Annotated in this window: 13 protein-coding genes; 3 read left to right on the forward strand and 10 right to left on the reverse strand. The window is 60.8% G+C overall.

Going from position 1 to position 21,818, the window contains the following annotated elements; genetic code table 11:
• Positions 1-6: 6 nt before the first annotated feature.
• From JOE34_RS25205 to JOE34_RS25230, 6 genes are read right to left on the reverse strand one after another with little or no spacing between them, the layout of a single operon-like run.
• Positions 7-1,017, reverse strand: a complete 1,011-nt coding sequence (locus JOE34_RS25205) for a chemotaxis response regulator protein-glutamate methylesterase (RefSeq protein WP_003314253.1) — start codon at positions 1,015-1,017, stop codon at positions 7-9.
• Positions 1,014-3,365, reverse strand: coding sequence for a hybrid sensor histidine kinase/response regulator (locus tag JOE34_RS25210; protein WP_003314252.1), 2,352 nt, complete (start codon positions 3,363-3,365; stop codon positions 1,014-1,016). The genes JOE34_RS25205 and JOE34_RS25210 overlap by 4 nt, the downstream gene beginning before the upstream one ends.
• Positions 3,362-4,051 (reverse strand): chemotaxis protein CheW, encoded by a 690-nt coding sequence (locus JOE34_RS25215; protein WP_003391161.1) that lies wholly within the window; start codon positions 4,049-4,051, stop codon positions 3,362-3,364. The genes JOE34_RS25210 and JOE34_RS25215 overlap by 4 nt, the downstream gene beginning before the upstream one ends.
• Complete coding sequence (locus tag JOE34_RS25220; RefSeq protein ID WP_046266129.1) at positions 4,051-5,331, reverse strand: protein-glutamate O-methyltransferase CheR; 1,281 nt, start codon at positions 5,329-5,331, stop codon at positions 4,051-4,053. Before JOE34_RS25220 ends, JOE34_RS25215 begins: the two co-directional genes overlap by 1 nt.
• On the reverse strand, positions 5,328-5,864 hold the full coding sequence (locus tag JOE34_RS25225; RefSeq protein ID WP_003314250.1) for a chemotaxis protein CheW: 537 nt from the start codon (positions 5,862-5,864) through the stop codon (positions 5,328-5,330). The genes JOE34_RS25220 and JOE34_RS25225 overlap by 4 nt, the downstream gene beginning before the upstream one ends.
• Before the next feature lie 7 nt (positions 5,865-5,871).
• Complete coding sequence (locus tag JOE34_RS25230; RefSeq protein WP_024662079.1) at positions 5,872-7,494, reverse strand: methyl-accepting chemotaxis protein; 1,623 nt, start codon at positions 7,492-7,494, stop codon at positions 5,872-5,874.
• A 297-nt stretch (positions 7,495-7,791) separates the two neighbouring features.
• On the opposite strand from JOE34_RS25230, the gene JOE34_RS25235 reads away from it, so the two are divergent.
• Positions 7,792-13,752 carry an NEL domain-containing protein gene (locus JOE34_RS25235; protein WP_209996789.1) on the forward strand — a complete coding sequence of 1,987 codons (5,961 nt, stop codon included), beginning with the start codon at positions 7,792-7,794 and terminating at the stop codon, positions 13,750-13,752.
• Between the two features lie 58 nt (positions 13,753-13,810).
• On the opposite strand, the gene JOE34_RS25240 is transcribed toward JOE34_RS25235, so the two are convergent.
• On the reverse strand, positions 13,811-14,557 hold the full coding sequence (locus tag JOE34_RS25240) for a tellurite resistance TerB family protein (protein ID WP_209996791.1): 747 nt from the start codon (positions 14,555-14,557) through the stop codon (positions 13,811-13,813).
• 298 nt (positions 14,558-14,855) lie between these two features.
• Here JOE34_RS25240 and JOE34_RS25245 point away from each other — a divergent pair, with 298 nt between their 5' ends.
• Positions 14,856-16,943 (forward strand): response regulator, encoded by a 2,088-nt coding sequence (locus tag JOE34_RS25245; RefSeq protein ID WP_024650228.1) that lies wholly within the window; start codon positions 14,856-14,858, stop codon positions 16,941-16,943.
• A gap of 61 nt (positions 16,944-17,004) precedes the next feature.
• Here JOE34_RS25245 and JOE34_RS25250 read toward each other — a convergent pair whose 3' ends face one another.
• The 3 genes from JOE34_RS25250 to JOE34_RS25260 form a co-directional block, all read right to left on the reverse strand.
• Positions 17,005-18,111 carry an NADH:flavin oxidoreductase/NADH oxidase gene (locus JOE34_RS25250; protein ID WP_003391177.1) on the reverse strand — a complete coding sequence of 369 codons (1,107 nt, stop codon included), beginning with the start codon at positions 18,109-18,111 and terminating at the stop codon, positions 17,005-17,007.
• Between the two features lie 112 nt (positions 18,112-18,223).
• A complete protein-coding gene (gene recJ, locus JOE34_RS25255; RefSeq protein WP_003314241.1) occupies positions 18,224-19,939 on the reverse strand; it encodes a single-stranded-DNA-specific exonuclease RecJ in 1,716 nt (571 codons plus the stop codon).
• 62 nt (positions 19,940-20,001) lie between these two features.
• The gene (locus JOE34_RS25260; RefSeq protein ID WP_209996793.1) at positions 20,002-20,544 is read right to left on the reverse strand and encodes a YaeQ family protein; all 543 of its coding nucleotides are present in this window, start codon (positions 20,542-20,544) and stop codon (positions 20,002-20,004) included.
• A 325-nt stretch (positions 20,545-20,869) separates the two neighbouring features.
• On the opposite strand from JOE34_RS25260, the gene JOE34_RS25265 reads away from it, so the two are divergent.
• Positions 20,870-21,709 (forward strand): TIGR02285 family protein, encoded by an 840-nt coding sequence (locus JOE34_RS25265; protein WP_003391185.1) that lies wholly within the window; start codon positions 20,870-20,872, stop codon positions 21,707-21,709.
• Positions 21,710-21,818: the final 109 nt, after the last annotated feature.

The following is a 21,818-nucleotide window of genomic DNA, read 5'->3' on the forward strand; positions in this document are numbered from 1 at the left end:
CTGCAGTCATTGAGTAAATACCTCGATCAAGCGAGGTGCTATGGCGGGCAACGGACAGATTTCCACCGCAGCATCAATGGCTGCGGCAGCCTTGGGCATGCCATACACAGCAGAACTGGCCTGATCCTGAGCGATGGTCAGAAACCCCCGCTCTCGCATGGCCTTGAGTCCCTGTGCACCGTCGCGCCCCATCCCGGTCAGCAGAACGCCGACCGCCTCGCCATTCCAATAACGGGTAACGCTCTCGAAAAACACATCGATCGAGGGCCTGTAAACTTCATTCACCGGCTCCGCCGTGTACGCCAGCGTGCCGTCCTTGAGCAATCGAATATGATGATTGGTGCCCGCCAGCAACACCACACCCGGCTGTGGCGTTTCACCTTCCCGTGCCAGACGCACCGGCAGGCCGGAGGCAGAGCTCAACCAGTCGGCCATACCGGCGGCGAAGACCTGATCGACATGCTGCACAAGGACGATCGCCGCCGGGAAGCTCACCGGAAGCCCCTTGAGCAGAATCTCCAGCGCCGCAGGCCCGCCTGCCGAGGAGCCGATCGCGACGAGCCGGTCACGTCTCGACGGCGCGGAAACCGGTGCAGCCGCGCCCCGTTCAAAGCCGACACGCTGGCCGATCAGCCAGTCGATATTGAGGATCTTGCGCAGCAGGGGCGCCGCCGCCTCTTTTGGATTGGGACCGCCAATGGCCGGCGTGTCCACCACATCAAGCGCGCCGTGCCCCATCGCTTCGAACACGCGGCGCATGTTCTGCTCGCGGTCCACGGTCACGATGACGATGGCGCAGGGTGTTTCGGCCATGATCCGGCGCGTGGCTTCCACACCATCCATCACCGGCATGATCAGGTCCATCAGGATCAGATCCGGGGTCTGCTCGACGCAACGCTGCACGGCGTCGGCACCATTGGACGCCACCCAGATGATCTGATGTGCGGGCTCGAAAGCCAGCGCACGGCGCAGGGCTTCGATGGCCATGGGCATATCGTTGACGATGGCAATCTTCATCCTTGCGCGTCTCCTATCAATTCGACGACAGCGTCGAGCAAGGCATCATCGTGAAAACTGGCCTTGGCCAGGTAATAATCGGCGCCGGCGTCCAGACCGCGACGCCGGTCTTCTTCGCGGTCCTTGTAGGACACGACCATGACCGGCAAGGACTGCAAGCGGGTATCGCGGCGCAACAAGGTCACCAGCTCGATACCGTCCATACGCGGCATGTCGATGTCGGTAATCAGCAGGTCGAAGTCCTCGGCGCGCAGGGCGTTCCAGCCGTCCATTCCGTCCACGGCCACCGACACCTGGTAGCCGCGACTGAGCAGCAGCTTGCGTTCCAGCTCGCGCACGGTCAACGAATCATCGACCACCAGCACGCGCTTGCGTGATACCTGGTCTACCTGGCGATTGCGTCGATCAATGCGTTCCAGGCGGCCGGTATTCAGCAGTTTTTCCACCGAGCGCAGCATGTCTTCGACATCGATGATCAGCACCACCGAACCGTCGTCGAGCAAAGCCCCTGCCGACACGTCCTGCACCTTGCCCAGGCGCGTATCGAGCGGCATCACCACCAGCGTACGCTCACCAATGAAGCGTTCGACGGCGACGCCATAAACCGCATCGCGCTCGCGAATCACCACGACCTTGAGCGTCTCTCCGGCCTTCTGCGCAGGCGGCCGGTTCAGCAATTGACTGGCCGAGACCAGGCCTACATGGCGCTCTTCATCCCAGAAATGCTGACGCCCTTCCAACTGCAGAATGTCGTCAGGCTGCAGGTCGCGCATACGTTCGATATGAGCCAGCGGAAAGGCGTAGGCTTCACCACCCACTTCCACGACCAGACTGCGCACCACTGAAAGCGTGAGCGGCATTTCAATTCTGAAGCGACTGCCCTCGCCCGCCCATTGCTGCAGCTCGACGCTGCCGTGCATCTGGCGAACCATATGCTGCACGGCATCGAGGCCGACACCACGGCCGGAAATCTGCGTGACCTTGTCGCGCATGCTGAAGCCCGGCAGGAACAGAAAACTCAGCAGTTCTTCCTCGCTCAACTGCGCAGCGGTCTCGGCAGGCGAAAGCTTGCGGTCGACGATACTCTGGCGCACACGTTCAAGGTCCACGCCGCCACCGTCATCGCTCAACTCAACGACCAGCAAGCCGGCCTGATGCGAGGCCTGCAGACGAATCAGGCCTTCCGGATCCTTACCGGACGCCACGCGCTGCTCGGGCGACTCGATGCCATGGTCCACGGCGTTGCGCAATAAATGGGTCAGTGGTGCATCGAGCTTTTCCAGCACATCGCGATCGACCTGCGTCTTCTCGCCTTCGATCTGCAAGCGGACCTGTTTGCCCAGCTCACGCCCGAGGTCGCGGACCATGCGCGCCTGGCCGTTCAGCACATCGGCGAAAGGCCGCATGCGGCAGGCCAGTGCTGTGTCGTATAACAGTTGCGCACGTTGTGCCGACTGCCAGCCGAATTCATCCAGCTCGGCAGTGTGCCGGGCCAACACCTGCTGCGCCTGGGACAAGAGATTGCGTGCGTCTTCCAGGGCTTTTTGCACATCGGCCGAAGGACCTTCCTCGCCAAAACTGGCGCCCAGCACTTCCAGCGCACGGTCGCTGCTGCTTTGCAGACGCTTGAGCCGCTGCATACCGGCCAGCAGCGGTTTGAGGCGCTGAGTCTCGACCAGCGATTTGCTGGACATGTCCAGCAACCCGTTGAGGCGCTCGGCAGTGACTCGCAACACACGCTCGCCACCTTCGGCCACACGCCGTTCACGCAATGGCGTGAACGGCGCTTCAGGTTCCGGCATGACGGCTGGTTGAGCGGGCGCAGGCGATGCTGCGACCAAGGGCTCGGGCACAGCCGCACCGCTGGAAGTCTCAAGCTGAAGCATCGCGCTGGCGAGCAAAGCGTCCGAGGCCGGGTCTGGCAGCGGCGTGCTCACCGTGCGTGCTGCGCCAGCGCCGGAAGTCAGCAACGTATTGAGCCTTTCGACATAACTGTCGATATCAGGCTGACCAATACTGTCGCTGCCTGGCGTGGCGATACGCATCAACAGATCGGTCCCCGACAGCAGCGCGTCGATGTGCTCGGCCTGAAGCAGCAGACGGCCTTCCTGAGCGCTGACCAGGCAGTCTTCCATGACATGCGCGACGCTCACGCCGAAATCGACGCCGACAATACGCGCTGCGCCCTTGAGCGAATGAGCGGCCCGCATGCAGGCTTCCAACTGATCCGCCTGGGTCGGGTTACGTTCGAGTGCCAGCAGGCCCGCACTCAGTACCTGGGTCTGCGCGTCGGCTTCCAGCGTGAACAGTTCGAACAGCGAGGCGTCACGCATTTGATCTGGCGTCATGTGAGGCTCCGATACACCGCCGACAACAACTCATCTTCGTCCAGCCAGCGCAGGCTGCGGCCCTTCCATTGCAGGACGCCACGAGTGAAACGGGCATTGGCGTGCGAGCCGGAAGCCGAAGCGGCTTCCAGCTCGCGCTCGTCAATGGCGTGAATGCCGTCCACCTCGTCGACCGGCACCACCACAGGGCCGCCTTCGGCACTCAAGATCAGCATGCGCGGCACAACACGCGTAGACGGGGTGCTCACCGCTGTGCTGTCCAGCCCGAGCAGCTCGACCAGTGAGATGCACGCTACCAGAGCGCCGCGTACATTGGCGACACCCAGCAACGCACGCGAGCGCTGGTGTGGCAGTGAATGGATGGTCTGGCTGGGGGCGACTTCCGAGAGGCAGCGCGACGCCAGCCCCAGCCACTCTTCGCCAAGACGGAATACCAGAATCGAGCGGGTCTCGAGGTCGCGCAGCAACACCGAGCCCTGAAAATGTTCATGCGACTCCTGGGCCAGCGAATAGCGGTCCAGCAGTCGGGTGGCGGCGGCAGAATAAACCGCGCAGTTGCGGCAGTGGATGTGCTCTGCAAGCAGCGGGCAGGAGCGATCGCCATGAATGCCGATGCGGTTCCAGCAATCATCGATATCCTGGGCCTGATCATGGGTCAGACTGGAAAAACCGGACACGCCCGTCATCAGTGGTTTCCTTGTTTATTCGCGCCACGCGCAGCGCGGTCCTGCAAGCGGCGCGCGCCGGCAGTGTCACCCTGGGCCGCCAACAATGCCGCCAGTTGGGCCAGCGACTCGGAGTGCTGCGGTTGCAGATACAGCGCCTTGCGGTAGAAGCCCTGCGCCTGTGGCACACGGCCCTCCACTTCACTGAGCAGACCCAGCCAGTAAAACACCTGCGCGACCGGCTCATGCTGTTGCAGGTAACGCTCGCATGCAGCCCGCGCTTCGGCAGTTTTGCCTTCGTTGGCCAGCCCCGCAATCTTGTCGAGCACTGCCGACACCTCGCTATTGGCCTGCGCAGCGACTGGTTTTGCAATAGGCGCAAATGCAGCTGATGTGCGCGGCGCAGGTCGTGGCGCGACCGCTCTGGCAGGCGCCTCGACGACAGGACGCGGGGCAACGGGTGCAGCGACCTGTTTTGGCGCTGGGGCCGGCACCGCAGCATCGACGGACGCGTGCCGAAAAGCGAATGACTGAGCGATCCCCGTCGAGCGCATGCCGATAGCGGACAGCAGATTGCCCTCCGCCGGACCGATAAACAGCAGGCCGTCTTCACGGGTCAGTTGTTTGAGCACCTTGAACACATGTTGCTGGGTCTGTCGATCGAAATAGATCACCAGATTGCGGCAGAAAACGATGTCATAGGCCACGTGCGAGGCGAGTTTTGGGTCCAGCAGGTTGCCCGGCTGAAAACTCACACAGGCGCGCACACTGTCAGCGATTTCAAAGCCGTCAGCGACCGGATGGAAATACCGCTCGCGATAACTGATGTCGCTGCCACGGAAGGAGTTTTTCCCGTAAACGCCGTGCTCGGCCTTGGCAATCGAAACAGGGCTGATATCGATGGCATCGACCTTGAATTGCCTGGCGTCGACCCCGGCGTCGAATAACGCCATGGCGATGGAATATGGCTCCTCACCGGTCGAGCACGGCAGGCTGAGAATGCGCAAGGGGCGCGCACCGGCAAGGCTGGCGATACGCTCACGGGCCAGCATGCCCAGGCTGAGAAACGATTCGGGATAACGAAAGAACCAGGTCTCGGGAACGATCACCGCCTCGATCAGCGCCTGCTGCTCCTGTGGCGACGAGACCAGAAGATGCCAGTAGGCATCGCTGTCAGCGCAGTGGGCGGCCGCCGCCCGCTGCCGCAGGGCGCGCTCGATAATAGCCTCGCCGACGGACGTCACATCCAGGCCGATACGCTCCTTGAGAAAGCTGAAGAAGCGCGAATCATCCACCTTCATTGCGCGTCCTCAAGCAATTCGAGGTCAATCGGCGGCACCGGGTACAACAACTCGCGGACCGGCTCGCTCAACAGCTCGTGGACATGAATCCACTGCAACAGGCCCTGCTCATCCTCACGCACCGGCCCCAAGTAAGGTGACAAGCGATTGTCCAGCCCGTACGCCTTGAACTGCGCAACAGGGCAGCGCAGCGTCTCGGTGGCCTGTTCCAGAATCAGCCCCAGCAACTGCGCCGGGTGCGCGTCGTCGTAGCGATAATGCACCAGCACCATGCGCGTACTGGTCCGCGAGCGGGCCGGTTGACCGGAATTCAGCGCACTGATGTCGATCACCGGGACGATCTCGCCGCGGTGGGCAAAGATTCCCGCCACCCAGTGTGGTGCCTGGGCAATCGCCTTGAGTTTTACCCGCGGCAGAATTTCAGCGATCTCGGTCGCGTCCAGTGCATAGCGGTCTTCGCCGATACAAAACAGCAGAAAGAGCTTGCTGGCGGTCAGTGGCGTGCCATTGCGCCTCGGCGATTGATCGCTCATTGATCCTTCAGACCTTGAAACGCGAAACGCCACTGCGCAGCCCGACCGCGACCTGACTCAACTCGTCGATGGCGAAACTGGCTTGACGCAGTGAGTCGACGGTCTGGCTGCTGGCATCCGCCAGTTGCACCAGCGCCTGGTTGATCTGTTCGGCGCCGGTGGCCTGGGCCTGCATGCCTTCGTTGACCATCAGCACACGGGGTGCCAACGCCTGAACCTGATGAATGATCTGCGACAATTGCTCGCCGACCTGAGTGACCTCGAACATGCCGCGGCGCACCTCTTCGGAAAACTTGTCCATACCCATCACGCCAGCAGACACCGCCGACTGGATTTCCCGCACCATCTGCTCGATGTCATACGTGGCAACGGCAGTCTGGTCGGCCAGGCGACGCACCTCGGTGGCCACCACTGCAAAACCGCGACCGTACTCACCGGCCTTCTCGGCCTCGATGGCGGCATTGAGCGACAGCAGGTTGGTCTGGTCGGCGACCTTGACGATAGTGACGACGACCTGATTGATGTTGCCGGCCTTCTCGTTGAGGATCGCCAGCTTGGCGTTGACCAGATTGGCAGCGCCCATCACCTGATGCATGGTGTCTTCCATGCGTGCCAGGCCCTGCTGACCGGAGCCGGCGAGAATCGACGCCTGGTCTGCCGCCGAAGTGACTTCGGTCATGGTCCGCACCAGGTCCCGCGAGGTAGCGGCGATTTCCCGCGACGTAGCGCCGATCTCGGTGGTGGTTGCCGCGGTCTCGGTGGCGGTGGCCTGCTGCTGACGTGACGTTGCAGCGATCTCGGTGACCGAGGTAGTGACCTGTACCGAGGAGCGCTGCGCCTGCGCAACCAGCGCGGTGAGCTCGGTGACCATGTCGTTGAAACCGGTCTCGACCGCATTGAACTCGTCCTTGCGCGACAGGCTCAGACGGGTGCTCAAATCCCCCTTGCGCATGACGTCCAGGATACTCACGATCAATTGCATTGGCGCCATGATCGAACGCATCAGTAACAGACCGCAGGCCGCAGCCGCCAGCACAGCAACCAACAGCGACAGGATCATGCTGATCTTGGCAGCCAGCACGGCGTTGACAATGTTGGTGGTGGCCTGATCAGCCAGCTGTTTGTTGGCCACGATAAGCTCATTGAGCTGCTTGCGGCCGGCGAGCCAGACCGGGTTGACATCGCCATAGAACTCGGCACGCGCGCCTGCGTAGTCGCCGCGATCGTACTTGGCGTGAACCTCGGCGAGCATGCGCGAATAAGCTTCGCGGCGCTTTTCGAAAAGCGCGAAGCTGTCTCTGTCTGCATCATCGAAAATGGACTTCTTGTAGCCGTCCATCTGGGCCTGCAGGTTTTCGTCAAAGCCCTGAAACTGGTCTCGTTCCTGCTTGGTCAGCGGCCGCCCCTGCCCTTCGGCAATCAGCTCCAGCGTGCGGATGTAACTCTCGCCCCAGGCACTGCGCACCAAGGTGCTGTAGTAGACACCGGGCAACGCATCGAGACGTACATCTTCCTCGCTGGACTCGATGGACAACAACCGTGAATAAGATACAACGACCATCAGTAGCATGATTGCGATGATGACGGCGAAACTCGCCAGAATCCGTTGGCGCAAGGTCCAGTTCTTCACAGTCAGCCCTCAAGAGTTCAACGACGGCGTCGGGCCGTGTTCAAGAAGCGGACCGACGGACGGTCCAAACGGCGTGAGTATAGCCCAGCCGTCAAACGTTACATGGGTAATACAAAATGAAGTCACGGCCGCTATCGAACGCCGCTCTTTCACCCTTCTTCATGTCTTGTCGGCCATCGCGACCACTACTTGAGCAATGGCCTTCAGAAACAGCGAGAGTACATAGATAGTTAGCACTTGCACGGCAAGTCGCGGCCGTAAGCTTTGTCGCCTGTTCATTCACGACAAGGCACTTAAATGCTGGATCTATCTCTGACGGGCAAGGCTCCTGAGCCCCCGCATCTGCAACTGATAAAAGACAAATCCCCCGAGTGGCTGCTTCACGCAGCGCCGGCAACCCATGCAACCTTGCGCAAAGCCCTTCGGCGCCCGTTGCGATGGCTGGCAGGCGCACGCAAGTCCAGCCCTGATCAGCTCGCCGAGCTGCAGCGCCTGTATGCCGAGCATCGCGAGTACGAACAACAGGTTCGTCCGACGCTGGACAGTCTGTCGACGCTGGAGAACTTCGCAAGGCCCCTGCTGACAGCTGCCATCAAGGATCGCTTCGGGCTGGAAGTGGACGTCGCCAACACCTGGCTGTTCCACGCCAGCCGTGCACGGGTCGACCAATCATTCAATACGGCATCCAGAGACCCGATAACGCAGGCAAACATTGCCCTGAGGGCGTCGACCCAGAGCCTGCTAAAGGCCGCGTTGCAGAATTTCGAAGCCTGGGAAACAGCTCCGGGCGCAATGGACTCCAGCACCGGGATCAAGGCCCAGGTGTTCTCTTCGTTCGACATCATCGGCCAACAGATCAGCGGCACGTCCTTGCCGATTCCCCCGACCGGCTTTGCGGCGCTGTGCCGTGAGCTGGATCTGGGCGGCCAATATCAGGCGCATATCCAGGCCGCCTTCAGCAGGCCTTCGACACCCGACGAAACGGCAGACGCTGCGGCATCGAGACTGCGCCAGAGCTTCATGCAACTGGAAGCATCGTCGATCCGGCTACAGTTGCAGATTGCGTCATTGCAACAGCTGATCAGCCGGGGTTTGCAAGGCGCCTTACTGGAGCTTCTCGACGGCAAACAGCATGTCCGACTCGATAACCGGCCGGTCAGTTGCAGCGTACTGTGCCTGGGCGATATCGAACTAACCGGTATTCTGGTGATTGGCAAAGACCGGGAGATGGCCACGCAGACAGAACGGATTGTGGTGTATATCCCGGATGATCCCGTTGCGCCGCTGAAGGAGTACGACTCGGTCGAAGTGTTTATAAACGCATTGCGCGACCGGATGTTCATTAACGGCTACCTGAACTTCTTCATGCGCTTCATACCTGCGCGCCATCGAAGTGCCTTGTTTGAAAAGTTGTCCGAGCGCCTGCACCCCAAAGTCAAGAAAGGCGGCATTTTCGAGCGTCAGTGGCTGGAGCGTGAGGCGGACAGAAACGCCCGACTCGACCTGAGAGAAACCGTGCTGAAAGGTCCGCTGCTGGACAACCTGTACGAGCGCAAACGCGCAGCCTTGCGCGACGACGCACTGTTTCATGGTGTGCCTACTGCGGCACAGGACCAGAAGACCTTCGATGAGCGCGTGCAGTACTTCACGGACACCGCCTTCAATGTTCTGAATATTGCAGGCTTCGTGGTTCCGGTATTGGGCGAGGTGATGATGGCGGTCACCGCTATCCAGCTGGCTCACGAAGTGTATGAGGGCGTGGAGAGCTGGGCCAGGGACGAGAAGCAGCAGGCGTTCGCCTACCTGTTCGATGTGGTCGAGAACGTTGCGCTGATATCGGCGCTTGGCGCTGCGGCGACGAGCGCAGCAGGCATCCCGGCGGTACAGGCGCCCGAATTCGTGAACAGCCTCAAGCCCGTGGATTTGCCGGGCGGCATGACCCGCCTGTGGAAGCCTGATCTGACCCCCTTTGCCCATGACATCGTCCTGCCCAAGGGTCTGCAGCCCGACGCTACAGGCCTGTACACATGGCAGGGTAAACAATGGTTGCCACTTGAAGGACGCACCTATTCGGTCAGCTCTGCCGCCAACGGCGACGGTTACCTGATCGAGCATCCGACCCGCGCGGACAGCTACCGGCCCGCCTTGCGACACAACGGCGCCGGAGCATGGCTGCATGAGCTCGATCAGCCGCTGGCGATGGAAGGACTGAACCTGTTTCGACGGCTGGGCTATTCCAGCGATACGTTTTCCGACAGCACCGCCAGGCGCATCGTCAATGTCAGCAACACGCCTGAATCGGTGATGCGCGAGGCACTGACCGATCAGCGTCGCCCTCCCGCATTGCTTGAGGACACTGCGCGCCGGTTCCAACTGGACCAGGAGATCGAGCGCTGCATAGAGCAACTGGAAGCCAACGATGTAAACGCGGCGGCACCGCTTCAACTTGAACTGCTGAGCCAGGACCGTGGCTGGCCGGGCAATCGCGCGCTGGTGCTGGTGGATGCCGAGGGCCAAAAGCTCCAGACATTCGCCCCGGCGTACCAGCCGGTCGCGACTGACACCCTCGACATCACTGTACATGCCGATCAGCCGGATGCCCTGCGTCAGGTGCTGGAAAAGCTCAGCAACAACGAAATCCGCACCCTGCTCAATGAAGAGTTCGGCGCAGGTCAGCTTGGCATGTCACCGCGACTGATCACGCTACGGGCGCAATTGGCGGCACGCGCCCGCGCCACCCGAGGCTGGCTGTTCGAGTCCCGTTACCGCGCATTGAACGTCGCCGAGGCGGACGGAGCGCAAACCTTGCAGAAGGCATTTCCCGGCCTGCCACCTTTGGTCGCTATGGAGCTGGCCGACCACGCCTCGTCGGCAGAGCGACTGCAACTGACGACGGAACGCCGTGTGCCACTGCCCATTGCCGAAGAGGCCAGCGCCTATTTACAACAAGTGAGGCTGGCGCGGGCCTATGAGGGGCTTTATCTGACCTCGGTCTCCAGCGCCGACAGCGACTGTCTAGCGTTGCACAGCCTTGAAGCCCTGCCGCAATGGCCTACACAGGTCAGGCTTGAGGTCCATAACCGGTATTTCGGTGGCCGTTTGATCGACAGCATTGGCCCGACGGATGCGCCGGTACGCAAAGTGCTGATCAAGGACGGCAATCGCTACGAAACCCGTGACGCCGACGACCGGCACCTGCACGGGCTCGACGATCTTTACTCGTCCGTGCTGCACGCCCTGCCCGATGCCGAGCGCAACCAATTGGGCTTTGCCCACCCCGGCCAGGGTCAGGCGCTGGCAGCGCTGATTCAGGAAAACCCCCTGCCCCGCCGGCACCTCGCGCCATTGCTGAACATGCAGGCGATCAAGCCAGGCACGAAATCTCCCATGCGCCTGGCCGACGGTCGCCTTGGCTATCCGTTAAGCGGCGGCGCCAGGGTCGACTGGCACATGACCGACGAGAGCCTGCTGGACAAGATCCGCATGCTTGAACTGGAAGACGCGTTTCCCGAGGACATTCTCAGCCGCCTGCGCCACACCGGCTGGGACAACAGAACCATTGATGCGCGACTCAACGACCTGCTGGGCGAGCAAATGCTGTTGCGCGCAAGTCTCGATGCCTGGGCTTATGAATCCGTGGCAATGCCCGCTATGAGTCAGACTCATATAGACAGTCGCAGGCGTCTCAACGACGCGATCTGGAGCCACTGGCGCCTCAACAATCTCCCCGAGATAGGACGCACGCTTGAGCCGCTGCGCCTGCAGCAGGTCTCGTTGAGTGACTTTCCGCGACATCTGCCGGATTTCTTCTTCAGCCGCGTTACCGCGCTGCATCTGGAAAACATAGCGGTCGAGCCGGATGCAATTGACCTGGCGCCTGCCGGCATGAACCTGCCTCGGCAACTGAACAACAGCGCCGAACTGGGAGTCTTCCTGCAACGCTTCCCGCATACCCGGGCACTGAACCTGGTCAGTGAGCCATCTGCCGGGCTCGCCCCCGAGACCTCGGTCTTTTTCAACCTGCCTCAACAAGTGTCCCGTGTGCTGCCACAACTGACCGAACTGGGGTTGATCAACCAGGGGATTTTTCTGGATCAGGCGCAGATGAATCATTTACGCAACATGCCCGGCCTGAGGATGCTGGACCTCAGTGGCAATCGACTGATAAGCGTATTGCCCATGGACCTGAGCTGGCTGCACCTCGATCGGCTGGTGCTGGAGCGGGTCGGCATGCACCGCTGGCCGTCCTGGTTGACCGACATGATCCCCAACAACATCCGCGAACTGTCGGTGGCCCACAACAACCTGACGGAACTGCCCGGGTGGATCCTCGACAATCCCCCCAGCGCAGAGCATCGAACCGTGATTGACTTGCGCGGCAACGCCTTGTCCCGACACACCGCAATACACGCACGTATCAACGAAGCGGTCGCTGGCAGTTCCTTCAGTTTTGTCATGGACACTCCGCTTGCCGTGAGGGCCGCTGTAAACAGGCAATTGACACAAGGCGCCGAACTATTTGCCGCCGTTGATCAGTGGACGCATGCCTCCAGCTCAATGGCCGCACCAAGCGAGCAGCTCATCGAATCGCGCCGTCAGATCGGCAGGATCCTGATCAATCACTGGCGAACCTTCAGCCTGGGACAAATCCACAGCCCCCTGCGCCTTGCAGACATTGCGTTGACCGACTTTCCGCGCCAACTGCCGGATTTCTTTTATCGCCAGGTACGCTATCTGCATCTGAGCAGAATCACCGGCACGGCCGCTGATCTTGATCAACTGTTGCGCCGCATGACTGACCTGACCTCGCTGGAATTGAACGGGCATGTCGCGCCCCTGCTGCAACTGCCACCGGCACTGCTCGAGCTTCGATCACTTCGTTCGCTATCGCTGATGGATCAGGGAATGCTGGTCGATCAACAGCACATCGATTTCTTCGGCCGGATTGCCACGCTTGAGCGGCTGGAACTGGATGGCAACCGGATAGGCGCCATCAACAACCTGAACAGCCTCGGTGGCACAGCGCTCAACTGGCTGTCACTGAACAATGCAGGGCTGGTCGAATGGCCAACCTGGGTGGAGAGCATGGTGCCGGCGCAAATCAGGACACTGTTGCTGGAGGGCAATCTGATCAGCGAATTGCCAGAGCACATACTCGCCAATCCCGGCAGCGAGTTTGCGCACACGGAAATAAGCCTGCTGAGCAATCCGCTTTCCGACGACACCATGCGGCGGGCGCATTTGTCGGAGCGTTATGGACGCTCATTCACTTTCGACATGGACCTGCCGCCCGAACTCAGCGCAATGGACTGGACGGAACACCATGATTCGGACTCATCGATATCAGATTACGAGTCATCAGAGGACAGCCGGGCAGCGACTCCGGAACCCGTCACGGTAGAGCCCTGGCTGGACGACAGCAACCCGTTGAGCACCGGACGGCGCGAGATTTGGGAGCAGCTGGAAGCGAGAGAGCACACCCGCCACCTGCTCGACCTGATCGATTCGCTGCGTCACAGCGCCGATTATCGCAACATCGCCAGCCGTGCAGCGCTGCGCGAACGCGTCTGGCGAGTACTGGCGACCGTGAGTGAGGACCCTCAACTGGCACTGACCCTCAACGCCATCGCCGAGGAACCGCTCAGGCTGTTTCATCACAACGACACTTGCTCGGACGGCATCCTTCTGGAATTTAACCAGATGGAGGTGCTGGTGTTCATCCGCCAGTCGTTGCAGGACGTCGTAACGGAGCAGCGTGGAGCCCTGTTGTATCGACTGACCGTGCGGCTGTATCGCCTGTCGGAGCTGGATGTCGCGGCCCGCGAACAGGCCGGAAACCGTGATGAAGCCGAGGTACGTCTGGCGTATCGCACGCACTGGGCCAGCACGCTGGACTTGCCCGTGCCGCCGGAAGGCATGATGTACCCGGCCCACGCCGCCATCAGGCCGGGGGAGTTCGAGACGGCACTGCTTCGCGTGCAAAGCGGTGAACGCGGCGAGCCCTTCCTGCGCTTTGCCGGGCAGCAGGATTACTGGATCAACTACCTGCGCGAAACCCACTCTGGACGCTTCGAAGCACTCGAACGTAACTACAGGACTGAACTGCATCGACTCACCGACGAGTTCGAGCAACGCAATATCAGCCTTGACGACCCGGAATACGAAGGACGGATTCTAGAATTCGAAGCCACATTCAAAGAGCAGCAGACAGCGCTGATCAGGGAGCTGACCAACGCCGAAGGAATGGAACATCATTGATTGATCGAGTTGCCTGGCACGCAAGGCGTGCCGGGCAGCCGGCGGCCGGAGCGCCAGTTTACTGAGCGTTCCGCACCTGGCCCTCAAGCTCGGTCTTGAGGCCGGGTTCAAGTTTCAACTCACGCGCCAACTCATCAAGGTAGGCGCGTTCCATGAAGTGCTCTTCATCCACCAGCATCACACTGGCAATGTACATCTCCGCGGCCATTTCCGGCGTGGTCGCGGCCCGGGCCACCTCGGCCGGGTCCAGCGGCTTGTTCAACTCGGCATGAAGCCACTGCTGAAGCGTCTGCTCGTTGTTCAGCTTGGTGAACTCTCCCTCGATCAGTTCGCGCTCGCGCTCATCGACATGGCCATCGGCCTTTGCGGCGGCGACCAGTGCGCGCAGGATCGCCTGGCTGTGCTGCTCGGCTTCAGCCTCGGGCAGCCGGTCGATGGTTTGCGGTTCGCGCTGAGCGGTGAGCCCCTGACTGGCCTGCCAGTTGTTGTACGCCTTGTAAGCCAGTACCCCCAGCGCCGCCAGACCTCCGTAGGTCAAGACCTTGCCGCCCATCCCGCGTGAGCGTTTGCCGCGCAGAAGGCTCATGGCACCTGCGGCCAGCGCACCACCACCGGCGCCAGATAGCAGACTGCCCAATCCATTCTGGGAAACGCCCTGCCCTTTGCCACCGCCAAGCAGGCTGCCGAGACCGTTGATCAGTGAATCGCCGCCAGACGATTGCTTGCCGGATTTGCCTTTGTTCTTGTCCTGCAACATGCTTTGTCCGGACTTGAGCAATTGATCGAGTAAACCACGCGTATTCACAGGAAGCCTCCTACAAGGTTTGTCAGATAGTTCATTGACCCACAAGTTGAAGAGAAGTCACTGCCTGGCTATTACCGGTTTGCTTCCGGATGTTACGGCTAAAAGCACTACCCGTTCGTCAATCTGCCCCGCGCGACAGCGAAATGCTTGAAACCCGCACCTGTAGCAAAGAGTCAATAATGTACAAGCTGCAGGTAAAAGCAGGTATACAGTCCCTTTTCTGAATTGACCCAATACACACTTACATTCATATGAATGCCATTGCACTCCGATTCAGATTTTCAGGAGTTTGTCTGACGTGACATCGCCCACTGGTTTCCCGACCGCCAACGGCAAGGCTGCCGGGATTATCCGATCCAGGGACTGGAGCCAGACACTACTCGGACCGATCGAGCACTGGCCGGTGTCGCTGAAAAACACCCTGAATCTGATCCTCAATTCCCCGGAATCCATGTACCTGCTCTGGGGGCCGGAGCTGGTGTTTTTCCACAATGACGCTTACACCCCGATCCTCGGACCGCGCAAGGACCACGCCATCGGTGCGCTGATCCCGGATCTGTGGGCGGACGTATGGGATCAGGTCGCGCCGCTGGTGATCGATGCGTTCGCCGGCAAGCCCTGCCGCTACACGGATATGCCGCTGAGCATGGCGCGCTACGGCGAGATCGAACAGACATGGTGGTCATTCTCGTTTTCACCGGTAATCGATGAGCACGGCGTGGTGGTTGGCATGTTCTGTATCACCAACGAAACCACCGCGCATGTCCTCAATCAGCAAGCGCTGCAGGAAAGCGAGCGCAAACGCCTGAAACTGATCGATGACCTGGTCAACCTGGAACGACAGCAGACCGCCAGACTTGAACAACGCACACTGGAGCTGGACACGTTTTGGGAGATTTCTCCTGACCCGCTGGCGATACTCGATTTCAACGGTATTTTTCTGCGGGTAAACCCGGCCTGGACAGCGCTGCTGGGCCACCCGGAACACGAGCTGCTGGGCACGTCAATCATGACCCTGCTGCATCCGGATGATGTCAGCAGCACCCAGAACGCCTTGAAACACACCATCAACCACGTACTGCCGCTGTTTGAAAATCGTTACCAGCATGTCGACGGCAGCTACCACTGGTTTGGCTGGACCGCTGCGCCTGGCAATGGAATCATTTTTGCGCTGGGCAAGCACCTGACCCACGAGAAGGACCGCATCAAGGCCCTGCGTATCGCCGAAGAGGCCTTGATTCAGTCGCAGAAAATGGAAGCGGTCGGGCAATTGACCGGCGGGCTGGCCCATGACTTCAACAACCTGCTGATGGGCATCACCGGCAACATGGAGCTGCTGCTGTCGAGGATCAGACAGGAGCGCTTCACGGAACTGGATCGCTACATCAACGCAGCCCTGGAAGGCTCGAGACGCGCGGCATCCCTTACCCACCGACTGCTGGCATTCTCGCGCCGTCAGACACTGGCGCCCAAGGCTACGGATATCGACCTGCTGGTCGCGGGCATGGACGAGCTGATCCGGCGCACTGTGGGCCCGGCGATCGACATGCAGGTCAATGCCTCGCACGGGCTGTGGGCGACCCTGGTTGATCCGCATCAACTGGAAAACTCGCTGCTCAACCTGTGCATCAACGCCAAGGACGCCATGCCCGATGGTGGAAAACTGCTGATCCAGACGGGCAACCGTCACCTGACTGCCGCCACTGCGACCAGGTATCAGTTGCCCGCAGGCCGCTATGTGGAACTCTCCGTCAGCGACACCGGCACGGGCATGAGCAACGACGTCATGGCGCGGGCCTTCGACCCGTTCTTCACCACAAAACCGCTAGGCATGGGCACCGGGCTGGGGCTGTCGATGATTTACGGGTTTGCACGGCAGTCAGGCGGCGGCGTGCACATTACCTCGAAGCTGGGTGAGGGTTCGAAGGTCTGCGTTCTGCTGCCGATGCACGAAGGTGAAGCTGAAACGGTGGCCTTCGATGACAGCCCGTTGCAAGTCCCCGCCTCGAGCACCGGCGACGAAACCATTCTGGTTGTCGATGACGAACCCGCGGTGCGCTTGCTCATTGCAGAGTTGCTTGAAGACCTTGGTTATATCGTTTTGCAGGCTGAACGAGGCGCCGATGCGCTGACCATACTGCAGTCCAAAGCGGCCATCGACCTGCTGATTACCGACGTCGGTCTGCCGGGCGGCATGAACGGTCGTCAGGTCGCAGACGCGGCTCGTGACGTCCGGCCCGACCTGAAAATCCTGTTCGTGACCGGTTATGCTGAAAACGCTGTATTGGCGCATGACACGCTTGAGCCGGGCATGCATGTGCTGCCAAAGCCGTTTGCGATTGCCGAACTGATCAGCCGCGTCACCGAGCTGCTGGAAGGCGAGTAACAAAAATGAGCGCCGTGCGGCGCTCATTTTTCGGTATTGCCAGCAGCAAAACGATTGGCGATCAGTCGCGCAAGTCAGACTCATGAATCGGCTGATCACGGTGCGTCGCACGTTGATACTGCGCAGGCCAGGTTGCCAGGCGGCCACCCAGGTCTTCATCGGCGCGCAGAGGCCAGTACGGATCACGCAGTAGCTCACGCGCCAGCAGGATGATATCGGCCTGCCCGGTACGCAGAATGTGCTCTGCCTGCGCCGGATCGGTAATCATGCCCACCGTGCCTGTCGCGATGTCGGACTCCTTGCGAACCCGCTCGGCGAAGCGCGTCTGGTAGCCCGGACCGACCGGAATTTCCGCGTTGGCTGACGTACCGCCCGACGATACATCGATCAGATCGGTCCCGATGGCTTTCAATCGACGCGCCAGCTCGACCGTTTCATCGGCGTTCCAGCCGTCTTCCACCCAGTCGGTGGCGGACACACGAACGAACACCGGCAGCTCTGCAGGCCACACCGCGCGTACGGCTTCGGTGACTTGCAGCGTAAAGCGAATGCGGTTCTCGAATGAACCGCCATACTCGTCGGTACGCTGGTTGCTCAGAGGCGAGAGGAACTGATGCAGCAAATAACCATGGGCGGCGTGAATTTCCACCACTTTGAAGCCCGCCTCCAAGGCGCGCCGTGCGGAATCGACAAACGCCTTGATCAACTCCTGAATCTGCGTTTCGCTCAGTTGCACAGGGGTGGTGTGCTGCGGATCGAAAGCAATTGCCGAAGGTCCGACCGGGGTCCAGCCGCCTTCATTCAGGGAAATACTGCCGTGCTTGCCAAGCCACGGGCGCCAGGTGCTGGCCTTGCGGCCGGCGTGCGCCAGCTGGACGCCTGCAACCGCACCCTGAGCGTTGATAAAACGGGTGATACGTTGCAGCGGTTCGATCTGTTCGTCGTTCCACAACCCGAGGTCTTCGGGAGTGATGCGCCCGTCCGGCGTCACCGCCATCGCTTCGGTGATGACCAGGCCGGCGCCGCCAACGGCACGGCTTCCCAAGTGAACCAGGTGCCAGTCATTGGCCAGGCCGTCGACACTGGAATACTGGCACATCGGCGACACTGCGATGCGATTGCGAAGGGTCAATTGGCGCAGGGTATAGGGTTCAAGCAGCAGGCTCATGGCAACCTCTCGTAATGAAAATTCAGGTGTCCAGGTTCCGTTCATTCAAAGAACAGGTTTGGCAGACTGTGTAGTGTCGACAACCCGGTAGCGAGAGGGGTTCCTGCTATCGTCAGCGTGGCGCGATATGCACCACCATCAGTTGCACGGTTTCGTTGCCGCGAAACTCGTTGAGGTCGAGTTTGTAGGCCAGCTCGACCCAGCGAATATTAGGGTTGGGCCAAATATCCCGGTCGACGCCAAACGCAATGCCATCGAGTTTGACGCTGCCGCACTCGGTCTTGAGCACCATCTTCAAGTGACGCTCGCCCACCACTCGCTGCTCGACCAGCTGAAACACGCCGTGGAACAAGGGCTCGGGGAAGTGCTGCCCCCAAGGACCGGCATTGCGCAGCGCGCGGGCCAGTTCCAGATGAAATTCCTCGACGGCCAGCGAGCCGTCGGACAGCAGACGCCCGGTCAGGTCCTGCTCGTCGAGCTGACGACGTACCTCCTGGTCGAATGCTTCGGCAAACGCCGGAAAGTTCTCTTCAGGCAGCGAGAGGCCTGCCGCCATGGCGTGACCACCGAACTTGCTGATCAGATGCGGATGACTGGCCGCCACGGCGTCCAGCGCATCGCGAATGTGAAACCCCGGTACCGAACGGGCCGAACCTTTGAGCACGCCCTCCCCGGCGCTGGCGAACGCGATGGTGGGACGGTGGTAACGTTCCTTGAGCCGCGAAGCAAGGATGCCAATGACACCCTGATGCCACTCGGCGTCGAACAGGCAGAGGCCGAACGGCATCGACTCCAGCGGCAGGTCCTTGAGCTGGGCGAGCGCCTCACGCTGCATGCCCTGCTCGATGGATTTGCGATCCTGGTTCAGCTCGTCCAGTTGCACGGCCATTTCCCGCGCCAGGGTCGGGTCGTCGCAGAGCAGGCACTCAATCCCCAGGCTCATGTCATCCAGGCGCCCCGCCGCGTTCAGGCGTGGCCCGAGAATGAACCCCAGGTCGGTGGAGGTGATGCGCGAAGGCTCACGCCGGGCCACTTCCAGAATGGCGCGCAGCCCGGGTCGGGCACGCCCGGCACGGATACGCATCAGCCCCTGATGGACCAGAATGCGGTTGTTGGCATCCAGCGGCACCACATCGGCCACACTGCCCAACGCGACCAGGTCCAGAAGCTCGCCCAGATTGGGCTGAGCACGCTGATTGCTCTCGAACCAGCCGGTCTCGCGCAGACGCGCACGCAAGGCCATCAGTACATAGAAAATGACCCCGACACCGGCCAGCGACTTGCTGGGAAAGGTACAGCCTGGCTGGTTCGGGTTGACGATGGCGTCTGCAGCCGGAAGCTCGTGGCCAGGCAAATGGTGATCGGTCACCAGTACTTGCAAGCCGGCCGCCTTGGCCGCCGCCACGCCCTCGACGCTCGAAATACCGTTATCCACGGTGATCAACAGCTGAGGTTCGCGTTGCAACGCCACTTCGACGATTTCCGGCGTCAGGCCGTAGCCATATTCGAACCGGTTGGGCACCAGATAATCCACATGCGCCGCGCCCAGCAGACGCAGGCCCAGAACACCCACCGTGCTGGCAGTCGCGCCATCGGCGTCGAAATCGCCGACGATCAGCATACGCTGGCCCTCGCGCAGCGCAGTCACCAGCAGGTCTACTGCCGCATCGATCCCCTTGAGTTGCTGATAGGGGATCAGCCGCGCCAGGCTTTTGTCCAGTTCGGCCTCGCAGGCCACACCTCGTGCTGCGTACAGACGTGTGAGCAGGGGCGGCAGGTCGCCAAGGAACGGCAAGGTGTCGGGCAATAGACGAGGTTCGATGCGCATGCGGGTCAGCTGATTCTCTTTGCAGTGTCGATGAATGTGATTTCGATCGGAACCGGCGGCTGTCAGCCGCGCTCGCCCGCAAGCCATTGCAGCTGGACTTCATGCTGGCCGCGGTCGTCAGTGACGAACACCGTCCCTTCACTGATCATCACATCCCACTTGATGACCCGCGGCATATCCTTGGCCAGCACTTCCAGCACTTCCTGCGGGACGGCGGCGATATTGACGTTTTTCAGGTTCTTGATCGCCGGGATGACCTTGCCTTCCCAGACGCGCAGGCTGCCGTAGGCCAGCAGGCTGGTGCGTTCGGTACGGCGCGAGCACCAGGTCAGTCGGTCGGCGTCCGGCTGGCCCACTTCGATCCAGTGCAGAACCCGGTCATCCAGGCTTTTTTCCCACAGAGCGGGCTCGTCGACATCAGACAAGCCGCGACCGAACGACAATTGTTCGCTGTACCAGAAGGCATAGGCCAGCAGACGCACGGTCATGCGCTCTTCGGTTTCCGAAGGATGGCGGGCGATGGTCTGCTTGACGCTCTCGTACACGCCGCGATCGAGGTCGGTGAGGTTGAGTTCGAATTTGTAGGTCGTGGACGGCTGGGCCATGAACGGGCTTCTAGAGTCTGGAGGGAAGACGGCAAGTCTACCCGATGCCGGGCCTGTGAACGAACTTGCTCGCGCAAGGATGTGTTTGCCCCCCATTTGCAGGACGAACAAAAATCGATAGTTTGAAACAAATTTCTGATACATATCTGTGCTAATGACGATATGCGGCGAGCACCCGGACTCCCAACCGGGGCACCTGAATGTGACGCCACTGGCGCAGCGCCATTCAAAGAGCTGCAAACCCTACCTCAGACTGTTGAACCCTTTTCGAGGATGACACCCGCGAATGCCCCTTCCTGCCTCGTACTGTACAACGGCTCGATTGATGCTCGCCCTGTCGCTGGCTGCCATGCCGTGTGTCAGCCAGGCCAGGGAGACGCTGACCTGGCTGATGCGCGACATCCCTCCTTCGACGATTTTTTCCGGTTCCATGCGCGGGCAAGGAGCAATTGATCAGCTGATGCCCTTGCTGACCGCGCAAATGCCCGAATACGATCATGTGCTGATGCGGGTCAACCGCGCCAGGGCTCTGCAAATGCTGAGCGACGACACGTCTCTCAGTTGTGATCCCACCATGCTGTGGACGGCAGAAAGAGCCAGAACCCTGCTTTTTTCCATACCGATCGGCGCCATCCTCAGCAGCGGTCTGATTGTGCGCAAGGAGGAAATGTCGAAGTTCGAGCCCTACGTCGAGGACGGAAAAATCGACGTCGCGGCCTTGATGGCCAGCCGGACGATCAAATTGGGCATCGTTGCCGAACGCAGCTATGGAGAGATGATCGACCACACGTTGCACGACGTCGATGAGGGCACCCTCGTCCCGCACTACGGTAACGATGCCGTCGGCAGCCTGCTGCAAATGGAGCGTCTGGGGCGTCTGCAAGCCTTTATCAGCTTCTGGCCGGAGGCGCGCTATCATGCCATGCAACAAGGCATAAGGCCGGAGGAACTGGCCTTCTTGCCGATCAAGGGCAATCCTGCATACCAGTTCGTCTACGTCAGCTGCAGCAGCTCGCCCGAGGGCGAGCAGGCCATCGCACTGGTCAACCGCGTGATGCGCGTGCTGCGCGAAACCAGCCTGATGGGCTTTTATGCGCAGTGGCTGGAGCCTTCGCAACGGGCCGGCTACCTGGAGGACGTCAAGGCACTGCTGGACAAGGAATGACCAGACAAAAGAAACCCCGGGCAGAGGGGGACCTGCTCGGGGTAAACATGACCATTGTGGTCAGTACGTCAGCCCTTGATCACCGGAGCACAATGATCAAACCTGACGT

Source organism: Pseudomonas sp. PvP028 (genome assembly GCF_017832255.1).
GTDB lineage: Bacteria > Pseudomonadota > Gammaproteobacteria > Pseudomonadales > Pseudomonadaceae > Aquipseudomonas > Aquipseudomonas syringae.